Here is a 16,501-nt window from a genome sequence, read left to right on the forward strand (position 1 = left end):
GGATGAGTACAATAGTAGAAACCCATGAAGATCATGGGCATCACGGGCCGGCTAAAGGATTAACCAGGTGGCTTTTTACCACAAATCATAAGGACATAGGCACTCTATATCTTTGGTTTAGTTTTTTAATGTTGTTTATAGGCGGTGCCATGGCAATGGTTATAAGGGCAGAGTTGTTTGAGCCTGGCTTGCAGATCGTAGACCCAGAGTTCTTTAATCAGATGACAACTAACCACGGATTAATTATGGTTTTTGGGGTAATTATGCCGGCATTTGTGGGCCTTGCAAACTGGATGCTTCCTATGCAAATAGGCGCGCCAGATATGGCTCTACCAAGGTTAAATAATTTAAGTTTTTGGCTTCTTCCTATGGCTTTTGGAATATTAATCTCAACCTTATTTATGGAAGGAGGAGGACCTAACTTTGGCTGGACTTTCTATGCGCCTTTATCAACCACATACGCACCAGATACAGTAACTTTCTTTATATTTTCGGTACATGTGATGGGAGCTTCTTCTATCTTAGGCTCAATAAATATAATAACCACTATTTTAAATATGAGGGCGCCTGGCATGACACTTATGAAAATGCCTATGTTTGTGTGGAGTTGGTTAATAACTGCATATTTGTTAATAGCTGTTATGCCTGTGCTCGCAGGAACTGTAACTATGATGTTAATGGACATACATTTTGGTACTAGTTTTTTTAGTGCGGCAGGAGGAGGAGATCCAGTTCTATTTCAACATATCTTTTGGTTTTTTGGCCATCCAGAAGTGTATATTATGATTCTGCCGGCTTTCGGAATTGCTTCGCATATTATAGAAACGTTTTCAAGAAAACCTCTTTTTGGGTACACTTCCATGGTATATGCAATGGCCTCCATTGCTATATTGTCTTTTGTAGTTTGGGCTCACCACATGTTTACAGTTGGCATGCCTTTGGCAGGTGAACTATTTTTTATGTATTCCACAATGCTTATAGCTATTCCTACAGGAGTAAAAGTCTTTAACTGGATTGCTACAATGTTTAAAGGATCTATATCCTTAGAGACACCTATGTTGTTTGCGATAGCTTTTGTTGCTCTATTTACGATAGGGGGTTTTTCAGGATTAATGTTAGCAATAGTGCCGGCTGATTTTCAATACCATGATACTTATTTTGTTGTTGCTCATTTTCATTATGTTTTGGTTCCAGGAGCATTATTTGGGATCATTGCAGGTGTCTACTACTGGATACCAAAATGGACTGGTATTATGTATGATGAGACGCTTGGAAAATTGCATTTTTGGTTATCGTTTATTTCTGTAAATATCACATTTTTCCCCATGCATTTTGTTGGCTTAGCAGGTATGCCTAGAAGATATCCTGATTACGCGCTCCAATTTGCAGATTTTAATGCCTTAATAACCGTCGGTGCATTTCTGTTTGGCCTAACTCAGCTACTATTCCTATATATTGTTTTGAAATCAATTAGGAGTGGGAAGAAGGCTAATTCGGAAGTTTGGGAAGGGGCTGGTGAATTAGGCCTAGAGTGGACGCTCAATTCGCCTCCCGAGTATCATACTTTTACTGTCCAACCACAGGTTAAATAGTTTTGATTCAAGAAAAGAATAAAACAGTAAAATCTCTATTTTTGACCACAGTCGGAATGTTTGCATTTGGTTTTTTACTTGTACCAATTTATGACGTATTTTGTGACATAACTGGGTTGAATGGAAAAGTAACAGGTCCTTCATTCTTGAGCAAAGAATCGCAAGAAATAATAAACCATAGAGAAGTTTTGGTGCAATTTGTTACTCATAATAATGCATCTATGCCTTGGACATTTAAATCAAGGGTTAATCAAACAAGGGTTATGACAGGAGAGCAAAAAGAAGTTTTCTTTGTTTTTAAGAATACAACAGATGAAGATATGGTTGCTCAAGTTATACCAAGTGTTTCTCCTGGAAGAGGCGCGAAATATTTTCATAAGACGGAATGTTTCTGCTTTGAAAGTCAACTCTTACATGCAGGAGAGTCAATTGAATTGCCAGTTCGTTTTATCGTTGATCCTGCAATACCTAATGATATTGGCTCTTTAAGTTTGGGGTATACTATTTTTGATATAACTGATTTAGCTGCTAATAAGCTCTTAGCAGAGCTCTAATGGAGAATAAAATGTCGTCAGAACAAGCTTATTATGTTCCTGAGTCAAGTAAATTGCCATTTTTAATGGCTCTTACCATGCTTACTTTAATCATAGGAGCTTCAAATACTGTAAATAATATGGGTACAGATTCAAATGCCTATATTATTTTATTAGTAGGTTTTGGAATGATGTGGACCACTATGTTTGTCTGGTTTAGACAGACTATAAAAGAAAATCATGCGGGCTTGAATAACCCCATGCTTAATGAATCTTATGTATTTGGTATGGCATGGTTTATTTTTTCTGAAGTGATGTTCTTTTTTGCTTTCTTCTTTGCCTTAGCCTACATAAGAAACTTTTCTGTTCCTTGGCTGGGGGGTGAAGGAGAGAAGGCTATAACAAACATTCTCTGGTCTGGTTTTGAGGCACACTGGCCTTTAATGATAACTCCAGAACAGGCTCTTGCTAACTCACAAGGTGGTGGAGATGTTATTTTTAAAGGACCTGACGAAGAAATGTCTGTAGTTACAGCTTATTCGCATGGTGGACTAACAGGTGTACTTGGATGGATTCCTTTATGGAATACTGTTCTTCTATTGTCATCAAGCGTGACAGTGCATTTTGCTCACACTTGCTTAAAGAATGATAATAGAAAAGGTTTTAATATTTGGTTAGGCTCTACTTTGATCTTAGGTTATTTATTTGTGGCTTTACAAGCAGTGGAATACTATGAGGCGTATAATCATATGGGGCTAACTTTAAATTCTGGAATTTATGGGACAACTTTTTTTATGCTAACCGGATTCCATGGCTTTCATGTTTGTTTAGGCGCCATAATTTTAACTGTTATGCTTCTTAGAAGCCTTAATGGTCACTTTACTACAGATAATCATTTTGGCTTTGAAGCGGGTTCTTGGTATTGGCACTTCGTAGACGTCGTTTGGGTTTGTCTTGTAGCTTTTGTTTATGTAATGTGACTATTGTGCATTCGGACCAATTTGCCCAGTTAAAAATCCAAAAACTAAGGTCGCGAATAAAACGACCGCTATAGTCACTCTAATGCCCAGACTATAGGCGGCCCTTTTAGTAGTGCCTCTATCTTTGATAAGAAAAAAAGCGCCACTGAATAAGCTAATTAGCATGGCTAGAATAAGGAAAATAATTAGAGCTTTGTACATATTGAATGATGCAACAGTATACATATATGGTTATTAAAAATCTTAATTTTTTAGGACATTTAACTTTTAAGCCAGGCGGTCTCATGACAACCTTTTTTATGATTTTCTTCCCTATACTAATTTATTTGGGAATGTGGCAAATTGACAGAGGATTTGAAAAACAAGAAGTTTGGAAAACTTATGAAGAAAGGAAGGTAATGGTCCCTTTTGAAGAATTAGAATTTGAGAGAAAACCTTTGGAAGAGTTGTGGTACAGAACAATAATTTTAAAAGGAAAATATAAGCTTAAATCCTATATTTTAGATAATAGAATTTATAGAAATAAAAAAGGGTATGAAATATTTACTTTATTTGAAACTGTTCAAGGTAAAAATATTTTAATAAATAGAGGATGGGCTGATGAAGACGCTTTAAGTAAAATTTACGAAGAAAAATTATCTACAAACCCTGTTATTATTCAGGGAATAATAAGCCCTTTTAATAGATTTGGATTAAATTTAAAAGAAGAGCCTAAAACTGAAAGCTGGCCTAAAAAAGTTCAAGAGTTAACATTTGATCAGGCTTTTAATGATTTAAAAAAATATGGGTTGAATAATTCTATTGTTCAGCTTTCCGCAGCTTCAAATATGGCACTTGAACCAATCTGGAAGCCCTATCAATTTAAATCAAGTAGGCATTTTGGTTATGCGCTTCAATGGTTTGGTCTAAGCCTTGTTTTGATCATATCTTTTATATATTTTGGAGTAAAAAAGAAATATGAAAATTAGTTTGCAAAATATTCAAAGGGTTAAAGCTATGACAATCTTCTTTCTCCCTATAGCTGTTCTTTTTATAAGTACTTATTTTTTTTATAGTGGTTTCTCACCTGAGGGAAGGACAAATAATGGGATTCTTCTAGAGGAGCCTATTGATATAGGCTTATTAAATCTTAAAGCTCAAGAAGGCCCTTTGATTTCTAAAGTGCCAAAAAAATGGTTAGTTTTGCACATGCTTAATGAAGGTTGTAAAGAATCTTGTTGGAGCTCTTTGTATAAGGCAAGACAAGTAAATACTAGATTGTCTAAAGATAGAAATAGGCTTGCTAGATATTTAATTACAACTGAGAAAACAAAACTAAGTAAAAAAGATTTAGAAAAAATATCTTCTGAGTATCCAAAACTAATGATAGCTTCCATGGCTTCATTGAACTTACCTGATATCGTAAAAGAATTAAATCAAGATGGAGTTTATATATTATTTGATCCTTTGGGGAACGGGCTGATGGTCTACACACCTGACTTGCCAGGTGGTGAATTACTAGAAGATCTAAAGAAATTATTAAAAAACTCTAAGATTGGATAATTAAATTGTTTACAAAAGCTTTAACATTATTTTCAGGCGTATTTGCTTTTATGGTTGTGGCTTTGGGTGCGTGGACTAGATTAGCTGATGCAGGTTTAGGATGTCCTGACTGGCCAGGGTGTTATGGGTTTATAACCATTCCTATAAATCAAGAAGATATATCTTTGGCTAATGAAAGATTTCCTGACAGTCCCTATGAATTAGCAAAAGCTATACCAGAAGTAATTCATAGATACTTTGCTGCTTTTTTAGGACTTTTCATTATAGGAATATATCTATCTATTATAAAAAAACATGATTTCCCCAAACACATTAGGACCCTTTCAGGGTTTCTAGTGCTTTGGGTTTGTATGCAAGGACTTTTTGGATATTTAACAGTTAGTCTTAAATTGTGGCCCCAAGTAGTGACCAGCCATCTTTTAGCTGGCTTTGTTGCAACAGTAATATTGTGGGTTTTATTTTTTAAAATAAAAGACTTTTATGGTCAAGCTCGGAAAAAATGGAATTTATCTAATTCGATTCTAAAATTAATTTCTATAGGAATCTTCTTGGTCACTTTTCAGATTTTTTTAGGGGCTTGGACAAGCACAAACTACGCAGCTCTATCCTGTCCAGATTTTCCTACTTGCCAAGGAGTATTTTGGCCTGAAGCTGACTTTAAAAAGGGATTTAATTTATTTCAAGTTTTTGGTCCGAACTTCTTAGGAGGCTTGCTTGATCATGAATCAAGAGTTGCTATTCATTTAGCGCATAGATATGGAGCTATTGTTATTACCCTATATCTTTCCGGACTGGCTTGGGTATTCTTCTCCAATGGCTACCTTTTGTTGAGTCTAGGCCTTCTGCTAGCATTGATATTTCAATTGGTCTTGGGCATTTCTAATGTTCTATTTAGCTTACCTTTATTGGTAGCTGTAGGGCATAATCTAGGTGGCCTTTTTCTTATAAATTATCTATCTGTGTTAAGGTTTAGGGAATAGAAATGAGTGTAATTTCAAATAATGCTGCTATCTGGAGATCTTATCTAGAGCTTACTAAGCCAGGAGTTCAGGCCCTACTTTTTGTGTCTTGCATCACCGGTATGCTGATTGCAGATAATTTTCTATTAAAACTTAGCACTTTGATTTTTGGGCTTTTAGGAATTAGTTTAATAGCAGCCTCGGCTGCAGTTATTAACCATATTCATGATGTTTTAATAGACGCCAAAATGCTACGCACGTCTGAAAGGCCTATAGTAAAAGGAGAAATTTCTCAATCATCGGCTATTTATTTTTCTATTATTTTATATGCTTTGGGAACTTTCTTGCTTGTTTATTATATAAATCTTTTAACTTGGGCTTTGACTTCATTAACATTCATATTTTATGCTTTTATTTATACAAGATATTTAAAATTTTTGACTAGTCAGAATATAGTCATTGGAGGTATAGCAGGCGCGATGCCTCCATTACTGGGCTGGACAGCAGTAACTGGAGAGCTAGATCAAGAAGCTTGGTTACTTGTACTCATTATTTTTGCTTGGACACCTCCTCATTTTTGGGCTCTAGCAATAAACAGGGTAGATGAATATAAGGAAGCTGGAATACCTATGTTGCCAGTTCAAAGAGGTATAAAATTTACTAAACAACATATAGTTTTATACACACTGCTTCTCATTGTCTCAACACTACTTCCTTTCAGTATAGGCATGTTTGGAATTTTTTATCTCATTAGTGCATTAATAATGGGAGTATTATTTTTATACCATTCCTTAAAGCTCTATTTTGATAATTCTAACGAACACGCCATGAAGACATTTGGGTTTTCTATCATATATTTAGCCCTACTTTTTATTGTAATGCTCATAGATAGGGTGCTCTTAATATGAGAAAGAGTTTTATGTGGACCATATTTAGCTGTATAGGCATTATGGCCCTCATCTTGGGCTTGTTTGTTAACAGGATGACCATTGACAAGGAGTTAAGCATAGAGGACTTTAAAGATTTAGGTCTATATTTAATTTCTCCTAATAGAGAGTTAGAAGGGTTTATCTTGGTAGATTCGAATGAAAGCACATTTCTTCCTGATCAGTTTCTGGGCCAATGGAATATTCTTTTCTTTGGGTTTACTTTTTGCCCAGATATTTGCCCAATAACTATGAAAATGTTGTCTGGGATTGAGGAGGATCTTATAGGAGGCCATGAAGGAAAATTTAAAATTTTTATGATTTCAGTAGACCCTAAAAGAGATTCGCCGAACAAACTTAAAGAGTATTTAGCTAATTTTAGTAAAAATATTACTGGATTGACTGGTGATTTAGATCAAATATATACTCTGGCTACTCAAGTTAATGCCCCTTTCATGCCAGTAGCCGATACAGCAGATCCTTTTTATACTGTTGATCATTCAGGGAGTATCGTAATAATAAGTCCTAATGCAGGTTATGCAGGGTTTTTTAGGTCGCCGCATAATAAAGATAATATTACGACAGCCATGAGAGCTATTTTCAAGCAGTAAGAAACGGTGTAGCTAAGATTTTTTTCTTAGTCTGATAGACTTAGGGGTCACTTCCACAAGCTCATCTTCTTCTACAAATTCGAGAGCTTGTTCTAATGTGTGGACTATGTGTGGAGTCAGTATAAGGTTCTCATCAGTACCAGAAGCTCTGACATTAGTTAATTGTTTTGCTTTTGTTGGGTTAACAGGTAGATCATTATTTCTTGAGTGAAGTCCTACTATTTGGCCTATGTATATATCTAGCCCATGCCCGACAAACATTTTCCCGCGTTCTTGGAGATTGAACAAAGAATAAGCTAAGGTTTTTCCTGATGCCATAGAGACAAGTACCCCGTTTTGCCTTTTAGAAATCTCGCCCTGTTTTATTGGTCCATAGTGATCAAAGATGCTTGTCATGACACCTGTTCCACTTGTTAATGTTAGGAAATGAGATCTGAAACCGATCATTCCTCTAGAGGGGGCTATAAACTCAAGTTTTGTTCTTCCTTTGCCGTCAGGTTCCATATTTCTTAAGTCAGCTTTACGTTGTCCCATTTCTTCCATAATAGGGCCTTGATGCTTTTCTTCTATATCTATCACTATCTCTTCAAAGGGTTCATGGGCTTGTCCATTTATCTCCTTTTGTATGACTTCAGGTTTTGAGACTCCTAATTCATAATTTTCTCTTCGCATGTTTTCTATCAACACTGATAGATGAAGTTCGCCTCTTCCTGAAACTATAAATTTGTCTGGGCTATCACCTTTTTCAACTCTTAAAGCAACATTATGTTTTAGTTCTGTTTCTAACCTCTCTTTCAGGTTTCTAGATGAAATATATTTACCTTCTCTGCCTGCAAAAGGAGAATCATTGACTTGAAAAGTCATACTTACGGTGGGTTCATCTACATTTAGAGGAGGAAGAGGTTCTACCATTTCAGGATCACAAATGGTATCAGATATATTTAATTTATCTATTCCCGTAATGCAGACAATGTCGCCAGCTTGTGCTTCTGCCACTTCAACCCTGTCAAGTCCGTTATAACCCATTACTTGAAGTACTTTAGCTCTTTTCTGAATTCCATCAGAACCAGCGACCACGATCTGTTCATTAGGTTTAAGTTTTCCTCTTGTTATTCTTCCAATGCCTATAACTCCTACATAACTGCTGTAGTCTAAAGCGCTTATTTGCATTTGAAGAGAGCCTTCAGCATTTACTCTAGGATGATTTACTTCTTTTACGATCAATTCTAATAAGGGTGTCATATCTTCAGCCAATTTATTTTCATCTAGTCCAGAAACACCATTTAATGCCGAGGTATAGATAACTGGGAAGTCCAGCTGACTATCATTACCTCCTAATCTATCAAAAAGATCAAATACTTGATCTAAGACCCAATCAGGTCTTGCTCCAGGCCTGTCAATTTTATTGATTACCAGTATAGGATTAAGGCCTTGATCAAACGCTTTTTGAGTTACAAACCTTGTTTGTGGCATTGGCCCATCTACAGCATCTACTAATAAAAGAACAGAATCTACCATTGAAAGAACTCTTTCTACTTCTCCTCCAAAATCAGCATGCCCAGGAGTATCTACAATATTTATTCTATGATTTTTCCAACTTATAGAAGTATTCTTTGCAAGAATAGTTATTCCTCTTTCCTTTTCCTGGTCATCAGAGTCCATAATCCTTTCTGTAGACATATTTTTTCTATTAAGAGTGCCTGTTTGTTGAAGTAACTTGTCAACAAGAGTTGTTTTTCCGTGATCTACATGGGCAATAATTGCAATGTTACGTAAATTGTCGATAGACATTTGATTTCCTTAAAAAGGGCGAGATTATACGAGAATTATTGAGAAGTTCTATTTATCTTTTAAGAAATTTAATTTTTTGAAGAGAATAAAGGTATTTATTCCATTGAGACTACAACCTTACCTAGAACTTTTCTATCTTGAAGTAATTTAATGGCTTTCGCAGTATCTTCAATCTTAAACGTTTCACTTATGAAAGGTTTGATTTTACCTTGGGCATGAAGTAGAAATAGATCCTGGAAGTTCTGAGCATTTAATTCTGATTCTACTCCAGTAAAGTGTCCCCAAAAAACACCAACGATTTGACAACCTTTAAGTAGCGCAAGATTAAGAGGAATTTTTGGAATATTTGAAGTAAATCCTATAACTAGATATCGTCCTTTCCAATTAATTGCTCTTAATGATGGTTCAGCATAGTCTCCCCCAACAACATCATAAACAACATCTACACCACCTCCTGAAATATTTTTTATTTCTTCAGAAAATAATTTTTGTTCTTCTCGGCTCATATCATGACTAGGGTAAAGCAGAACCTCATCTGCACCTTCCCTTTTACAAAGGTCTAACTTTTCTTGGGACGAAGCCGCTGCTATAACCCTTGCACCTAGCGCCTTGCCAAGATGAATAGCAGTCATGCCTATGCCTCCCCCTGCGCCAAGTACTAACAAAGATTCGCCGGATTGAATATTAGCCCTTTGCTTTAATGCGTGGTAAGTGGTTCCATAATTCAGAGGAAATATAGCTCCTGTTTGAAAGTCCATTGATTCAGGAAGGGGCATTAGTTGGTTTTCAGAGTAGACAGCTTTCTCTGCTAAACCTGCAAATCCCGTAGTCCCTATGATCCTATCACCTACTTTCCACTTAGTTACACCTTCTCCAATCGAGCTTACAATTCCAGCAATTTCGCCACCTGGAACAAAAGGAAAAGGAGGTTTGAACTGGTAAAGACCTTGAACTATTAAAACATCAGGGAATGCCACGCCAGCTGCTTTTACATCAACAACAACTTGTCCTTGCCCAGCCGTAGGGTCTTCTATTTCTTCTACATTATGAGATTCTATTGGTCCAAACTCTCTACATATATATGCTTTCATAATTTCACTTCCATAATCTTAATAAATACATTACTTATTCTTTTATTCAGGTCAAGAGGTCTGGCTTAAAAAATCTTTAAGGAATTCTTCAAATGGCTCTTCGTCTTTTTTTTCTAACTGCTCTTGCTCTGTGAGAGAAAAGATTGCAGCTTCTCTCAATTTTACTTCATTTTTAATTTCAACGTCATTAAAATAATTTTTATGTTTTCTTGACATTTTCATTCCAAATTCACTAAATGAATCTTCATTTTCTTTTACAGCGAGGATACTTTTAGCGCTAGGAGAAGTTTCTGGGTTTAATATTTTATTTTTTTGGAAATCTAGACTTATTTTCCAATAGTTTTCCCCCAATTGGAATAATGGCTTCTCCACTAATTCAACTATTTCACTTAATTCTTCAAGTACTTCCAGGGCCTGGGCTTTGGCCCTTACTTTTTTTCCTCTATGCGTTATCTCCAGTTCTGAACTTCTTCCCATATTTATAATATTTTTATGATTATTGAGAATAATTTTATTTTCTTCTTTATCAATAGGAGGGCTATCTTTAACCAAACAGTAAACCAAAAGTAAATCTAAGAAATCTATTTGTTTTCTTTCAATGCCCAGGGGTTCAAAAGGGTCTACATCTATACATCTCAGCTCAAGATATTCAATACCTTTATTCTCTAAAATATTTACAGGTCTTTCACCGGAAGGGCAGATTCTTTTTGGTCTAATGGTGCTGTAATATTCATTCTCGATTTGGATTATTGAGGTATTTAATTGAACTCTTTTATCTTCTTTAAACTCACCTATTTTCTGATAATCAGGATAAGGTTCCTTCAAGGCTCTCCTTAATTCAGAGCAATATTCTTTAAGAGAATTTATAGAAATACTTAAGTTGTCTTGAGCGGCACTAATATAACCAAGATCTCCCATTCTTAAAGATGTAGCTTCTGGTTTATATAGACCATCTTGTGAAAATTCTTTAAAACCAGATTTATTTTTGCCAACAAAAGATTCGCTTGCACTAGGCGAAGCTCCGAATAATATAAAATATAGCCAGCTATACCTTCTAAAATTCCTAGCTATTCCTAAATAAGAATCATTTTTTAAAGATTGAATATTATTGAAGTCCTCTTTAAGGCCAAGTATTCTTCTAAAAAAATTATCAGAGAATGAGAAGTTATAATGAATTCCAGATATCGCTTGCATCATACTGCCATACCTTTGTGCCAACCCTCTTCTGTATATAGTTTTTAGCTTGCCAGCATTAGAAGATCCATATTTACCAATAGATATATCATTAACTGAATTAATTTGACATGGCATACTCAAGGACCAGAGCAATTCTTCATCTAAATTTTTATATACAAAAGCATGTATATCAGAAAGAAAATTCAGACACTCTTGAGGTTCATGAAAAGTAGGTGTTATGAACTCTAAAAGAGATTCCGAAAAATCAGTTGTAATATAAGGGTTAGTTAAAGCCGAACCTAAAGATGGATTATGTAATTTTTTTGAAATATTACCATTAATATCCACTCTGAGGCTTTCCTTTTCCAATCCCCTATTTGAAAGTCTTAATTCATTTAACGCCCCAGAACTTTCTAGTTCTGAAAGAGGTATATTCATTTTAAGGTTTTAGTTTAAGAAGATGGCCCTGCAGCGATTATCTCGGGCGACACTTCGAATTTATCAAAGTTTTTCACAAATTTAGAAATTAACTTTTCCTTTTGTTCTTCATAAAGAATTGAATCTTCCCAGCATTTAATAGGATTTAATAATTTTAAATCAACTCCTTTTACAAAAGTAGGAACGGAAAGATTCATGCCTTCTATAGATTCAGTTTCAGCGTCTTTAAGTGCGCCAGATTGAATGGCATGGATAACTGCTCTTGTCACGGGTATATCAAATCTCTTACCTGTTCCATATGGGCCACCTGTCCAGCCAGTATTCACAAGGTAAACTGTACTTCCAAAAGACTCTACTCTTTTCATTAGCAAGTTGGCATATACGCTTGCTGGCCTTGGAAAAAAAGGAGCACCAAAGCAAGTAGAAAAAGTTGATTTAAAGGGTTCAGTTGAGCCTATTTCTGTTGATCCTATTACTGCCGTGTATCCACTTAAGAAATGATAAGCTGCAGCTTCCTTAGATAAGATAGAAACAGGAGGTATAACTCCAGTTAAGTCACAAGTTAGGAAGATGACTGCTTTTGGTTCGCCGCCTTGATTTTCTTGCACCCTTTTTTGAATATGTTCTCTAGGATAAACCACCCTAGTATTTTCTGTTTTGGATGTATCTGAGTAATCTGGCACTTTTGTAGTTTGGTCAATGACAACATTTTCCATCACACTACCTCTCTTAATAGCATCCCATATTACTGGCTCATTCTTTTGAGATAAGTCTATGCATTTTGCATAACATCCTCCCTCAAAATTGAATACTGCCCCAAGACCCCATCCATGCTCATCATCACCTATGAGGTCTCTTTCTGGATCTGCAGATAATGTTGTTTTCCCAGTACCTGAAAGACCAAAAAAAAGACAAACATCTCCTTCTTCAGAAGCATTAGCAGCGCAGTGCATGGGTAGAACTTCTTTTTCAGGGAGAATAAAATTCTGCACGGCAAACATAGATTTCTTAAGTTCTCCCGCATAGGTCATACCAGCTAGTAACACTTTTTTTTGACTAAAATTTATAATTACTACGCCATCTGAATTTGTTCCATCTTCTTCCGGAATACATTCATATTCAGCTGCACTCATAACTTCCCATATATCTTGATTATTGGGGTTATAATTTTTTGGCCTTATAAACATTTGCTTGCCAAATAGATTATGCCAAGCCCACTGGGTTGTTACCTTAACTGGAATATAATGATCAAGGTGATCTCCTACATGAAGATGAGATATAAAATTGTCTTTTGTAGATAAAAAATTAGAGACTTTGCTCCATAAAGCATTAAATTTTTGTTCTGTAATTGGCCTATTAATAGCGCCCCAGTCAACTGAATCTTTTGTAAGAGAGTCCTCTACAATAAATCTATCATTTGGACTTCTTCCAGTTCTCTTGCCAGTATTTACAAGCAAAGCTCCATTGGCAGCTATCTCTCCTTCATTCCTTTTTAGCGATTCTTCGATTAATTCTTCTGTAGATAAATCTTCAAAGGATTTTACTTTATTATTATTTTCCATATAAATTTTTTACCTCTAACTTACTAATTATTATCCTTTGAAAAAAGACCATTATAAATTAACTTTTTATTCTTTAAACAGAAGTTTTAACCTTTTTTATCCCCACTATAAGATATAGCATCATTACAGAAAGGAAGATTAGAACCCATCCGGGTAAACTAATACCAAAGAATTGCCATACTACTTCTGCGCAATTTCCGTCACCCTGAATAGCAATGAAAAATAATTCTGCAATGGGCATTGTCTCAATCAGATAACTAAAATCTGGAGCACAGCTTGGAACAAGGTCTGCTGGCAGGTTTTGGAGATATAATTGTCTCATAGCTAAGAAAGCACCTATAGCTATAAATATCAAAGAAAAGATAATATAAATCTCAAAAGATTGGGTACTTTTTTTTCTATGAACTAACCCTATTAAAGAAATGATCCCAAATAGACCTACGCACACCCTTTGCATATGGCAAAGAATGCAAGGCTCTAAGCCTAGAAAAATTTCCATAGAAAAGGCTATAGATAATGAAGAAAATGAAGCAATTAACGCTAAAATAAGTACTCTATCTTCATTTTTATAAAGAAGTTTATTCAATGTGCTTGGTCCCAATTAGATCCGACCCCAATTTCTACATCCAAAGGTACGGTTAAATCTGCAGCATTTTTCATAGAGTTAATAAGGCCATCAGAGGTTTCTTTAATATCAGACTCTTTTACTTCTAGCACAAGCTCATCATGGACTTGCATGATAATTTTTGCATCCAGATTAGATGTTTCTAGCCATTGATAGAGTTTAATCATAGCCAACTTCATGATATCTGCAGCTGTACCTTGAACGGGTGCATTGATAGCAGCTCTTTCTGCAGCCTTCCTCCTCATTCCATTATTTCCATTAATTTCAGGCACATAAAGTCTTCTATTGTATAAAGTTTCAACAAAGCCTTTCTCTTTAGCTTTATTTTTTGTTTCTTCCATGTACTCTCTCACTCCAGGGTATCTCGAAAAATAGGTTTCAATGTAGTCAGATGCTAAATTTCTATTAATTCCTAATTGTTTCCCGAGACCGAAAGCAGAAATACCATATATCAAACCAAAGTTTATAGCCTTTGCACTTCTTCTCTGATCAGAAGTTACTTTATCTAGTTTTGATCCAAATACTTCGCTAGCTGTTGAAGTATGAATATCTTCTCCATTCTTGAAGGCCCCTATTAAATTTTGATCTTTAGACATATGGGCCATTATTCTCAGTTCTATTTGAGAATAATCAGCAGAAACAAGAGAGAATCCATTAGGGGCTTCAAATGCTTGTCTTATTCTACGACCATCTTCTGTTTTTATAGGAATATTTTGTAAATTTGGGTCTGAAGAAGAAAGTCTTCCTGTTGTAGTAACTGCCTGATGATAGGAAGTATGAACCCTATTAGTAGATTTTGAAATTTGCAAAGGTAATTTATCTGTGTAAGTTTGTTTGAGTTTATTTAAAGATCGATGCTCTAGGATTACCTTCGGTAATTCAAAATCTTCAGCAAGAAGTTGCAAAACATTCTCCGCTGTGGAAGGTTGCCCGCCAGGAGTTTTTTGTTTAACAGGGTACTTTAACTTTTCATAGAAAATCTCCTGAAGCTGTTTGGGCGACCCTAGATTAAATTCTTCTCCAGCCATTTCAAAAGCTTTATGACTTAGAACTTCGATTCTCTTAGCTAAATCTTTTGACTGAGCATCTAAGATTTTTGAGTTAAGATTTGTACCAGTCAGTTCCATATCCGAAAGGACTGGAACTAAAGGAAGTTCAATTTCTTCAAGTAAGTTATTAAGAGCAGGTTCTTTTTTTAATTTACTTTTTAATTTTTTATAGAGCCTTAAGGTAATATCTGCATCTTCAGCTGCGTATGTTTTTGCTTTCTCTATGGGTATTTCACCAAAAGTTTTTTGCTTTACTCCCTTACCAGCTATCTCTTCAAAAGTAATAGTTTTATGTTGAAGATATAGACCTGATAAAGCGTCTAAATTATGTCTAGAAGCAGTACTATTGTATATATAGCTCATGAGCATAGTGTCATTTTCTATTCCATTAATTTCTAAGCCATATCTAGAAAGGATATTCATATCGAACTTAATATTTTGACCTATGATTTTCTTCGAATTAATAAGAGGTTTAAGTTTATTAATAACTAGATCGCGATCTAGTTGCAAAGGCGCTGAATCCACAGTATGACCAAAAGGTATATAAATAGCTGAACCTTTTTCACCTGATAGAGAAATACCAACTAAGCTAGCCGTAGTGTAATCAAGGCCTGAAGTTTCTGTATCTAGAGCAATTACTTTATATTTTGAAAGTTTATTAATCCATTGGTCTAATTTCTTTTCTTCCACTATTAGTTCATATTCATTAGTAGAATTTTTTGAGTTTGAATAGTTAAGGCCTGCATTATTTTTTTCATCAAGCCACACTTTAAATTCAAGCTCAGAGAAGATTTTCTGTAAAGTATTATTATCAGGTTTTTGAACTCGAAGGTCGTTTATTCCAATATCAAGGTTCACATCTGTTTTTATAGTTACTAGCTCTTTGGAGAGCTTTAGTTGACTTATTCCGCTGCGCAGATTCTCGCCAACTTTGCCTTCTATTTTCTCGGAGTTATTGATAATACAATCTAGATCATTGTATTCATTTATCCACTTCACAGCAGTCTTAGGGCCAACCTTATCAACTCCCGGTACGTTATCAGATGTATCTCCTACAAGAGCAAGGTAATCAATTATTTGATCAGGCCTGACTCCAAATTTATTCTTTACACCTTTTTCATCAAGAAGCTCATCTTTCATTGTGTTAACAACTACAACATTTTTACAAACTAATTGAGTCATATCCTTATCTCCGCTTGAGATTACAGTATCCTTTTTACTATTTTTGGCTTGATCAGCTAATGTGCCAATCACATCATCAGCCTCTACTCCCTCTATAACCAGAATTTTTATTCCCATCGCTTGAATAATTTCATGAAGTGGATTTATTTGGAGCACTAGGTCTTCTGGCATTGGCGGTCTATTGGCCTTATATTCTGAATACATTTCGTGACGAAAATTTTTTCCTTTCGCATCAAAAATAACTGCTATTGGGCTTGCTGGATGATCTGTAAGAATCTTTTTTATCATATTGATGACACCTTTAATAGCTCCAGTAGGTTGGCCTTTCGAAGAAGTCAAAGGAGGCATAGCATGATAAGCTCTGTAGAGATAAGAAGATCCATCTATAAGGATAATGGGATCTTTTTCTAGCGATTTATCTTGAGACATATATTTAGTATTTTA

At 35.3% G+C, this 16,501-nt stretch carries 15 protein-coding genes; 8 read left to right on the plus strand and 7 right to left on the minus strand.

Annotated elements, in window-relative coordinates; genetic code table 11:
* The first annotated feature begins 2 nt into the window (after window positions 1-2).
* Genes ctaD through P8J93_08480 form a run of 3 tightly spaced genes read left to right on the plus strand, consistent with a single transcriptional unit; the run spans window position 3 to window position 3,105 of the window.
* Entirely contained in the window at window positions 3-1,592 is a 1,590-nt protein-coding gene (ctaD, locus tag P8J93_08470; protein MDG2061832.1) for a cytochrome c oxidase subunit I, read from the plus strand.
* Window positions 1,589-2,146 carry a cytochrome c oxidase assembly protein gene (locus P8J93_08475; GenBank protein MDG2061833.1) on the plus strand — a complete coding sequence of 186 codons (558 nt, stop codon included), beginning with the start codon at window positions 1,589-1,591 and terminating at the stop codon, window positions 2,144-2,146. Before ctaD ends, P8J93_08475 begins: the two co-directional genes overlap by 4 nt.
* A gap of 11 nt (window positions 2,147-2,157) precedes the next feature.
* Complete coding sequence (locus P8J93_08480) at window positions 2,158-3,105, plus strand: cytochrome c oxidase subunit 3 (GenBank protein MDG2061834.1); 948 nt, start codon at window positions 2,158-2,160, stop codon at window positions 3,103-3,105.
* Here P8J93_08480 and P8J93_08485 read toward each other — a convergent pair whose 3' ends face one another.
* Window positions 3,106-3,306, minus strand: a complete 201-nt coding sequence (locus tag P8J93_08485) for a DUF2909 domain-containing protein (GenBank protein MDG2061835.1) — start codon at window positions 3,304-3,306, stop codon at window positions 3,106-3,108.
* Window positions 3,307-3,311: 5 nt separating this feature from the next.
* Here P8J93_08485 and P8J93_08490 point away from each other — a divergent pair, with 5 nt between their 5' ends.
* The 5 genes from P8J93_08490 to P8J93_08510 are packed head-to-tail and all read left to right on the plus strand — an operon-like array spanning window position 3,312 to window position 7,143.
* On the plus strand, window positions 3,312-4,073 hold the full coding sequence (locus P8J93_08490; protein MDG2061836.1) for an SURF1 family protein: 762 nt from the start codon (window positions 3,312-3,314) through the stop codon (window positions 4,071-4,073).
* A complete protein-coding gene (locus tag P8J93_08495; protein ID MDG2061837.1) occupies window positions 4,063-4,647 on the plus strand; it encodes a hypothetical protein in 585 nt (194 codons plus the stop codon). The genes P8J93_08490 and P8J93_08495 overlap by 11 nt, the downstream gene beginning before the upstream one ends.
* Window positions 4,648-4,652: 5 nt before the next feature.
* Window positions 4,653-5,627 carry a COX15/CtaA family protein gene (locus P8J93_08500; protein ID MDG2061838.1) on the plus strand — a complete coding sequence of 325 codons (975 nt, stop codon included), beginning with the start codon at window positions 4,653-4,655 and terminating at the stop codon, window positions 5,625-5,627.
* Between the two features lie 2 nt (window positions 5,628-5,629).
* Window positions 5,630-6,514 carry a heme o synthase gene (cyoE, locus tag P8J93_08505; protein MDG2061839.1) on the plus strand — a complete coding sequence of 295 codons (885 nt, stop codon included), beginning with the start codon at window positions 5,630-5,632 and terminating at the stop codon, window positions 6,512-6,514.
* Window positions 6,511-7,143 (plus strand): SCO family protein, encoded by a 633-nt coding sequence (locus tag P8J93_08510; GenBank protein ID MDG2061840.1) that lies wholly within the window; start codon window positions 6,511-6,513, stop codon window positions 7,141-7,143. Before cyoE ends, P8J93_08510 begins: the two co-directional genes overlap by 4 nt.
* A 12-nt stretch (window positions 7,144-7,155) precedes the next feature.
* Here the strand turns inward: P8J93_08510 and typA are convergent, their stop codons facing one another.
* The 6 genes from typA to polA form a co-directional block, all read right to left on the minus strand.
* Window positions 7,156-8,934 (minus strand): translational GTPase TypA, encoded by a 1,779-nt coding sequence (gene typA, locus P8J93_08515; protein MDG2061841.1) that lies wholly within the window; start codon window positions 8,932-8,934, stop codon window positions 7,156-7,158.
* A gap of 95 nt (window positions 8,935-9,029) precedes the next feature.
* The gene (locus P8J93_08520) at window positions 9,030-10,025 is read right to left on the minus strand and encodes an NADPH:quinone oxidoreductase family protein (GenBank protein MDG2061842.1); all 996 of its coding nucleotides are present in this window, start codon (window positions 10,023-10,025) and stop codon (window positions 9,030-9,032) included.
* A 51-nt stretch (window positions 10,026-10,076) separates the two neighbouring features.
* Complete coding sequence (gshA, locus tag P8J93_08525) at window positions 10,077-11,639, minus strand: glutamate--cysteine ligase (protein ID MDG2061843.1); 1,563 nt, start codon at window positions 11,637-11,639, stop codon at window positions 10,077-10,079.
* A gap of 14 nt (window positions 11,640-11,653) precedes the next feature.
* Complete coding sequence (locus P8J93_08530; GenBank protein MDG2061844.1) at window positions 11,654-13,201, minus strand: phosphoenolpyruvate carboxykinase; 1,548 nt, start codon at window positions 13,199-13,201, stop codon at window positions 11,654-11,656.
* Window positions 13,202-13,274: 73 nt separating this feature from the next.
* Entirely contained in the window at window positions 13,275-13,787 is a 513-nt protein-coding gene (locus P8J93_08535; protein ID MDG2061845.1) for a disulfide bond formation protein B, read from the minus strand.
* Window positions 13,784-16,486, minus strand: coding sequence for a DNA polymerase I (gene polA, locus P8J93_08540; protein MDG2061846.1), 2,703 nt, complete (start codon window positions 16,484-16,486; stop codon window positions 13,784-13,786). Before polA ends, P8J93_08535 begins: the two co-directional genes overlap by 4 nt.
* Between the last annotated feature and the right edge of the window lie 15 nt (window positions 16,487-16,501).

Source organism: SAR86 cluster bacterium (assembly GCA_029268615.1).
Lineage (GTDB): Bacteria > Pseudomonadota > Gammaproteobacteria > Magnimaribacterales > Magnimaribacteraceae > JAQWNM01.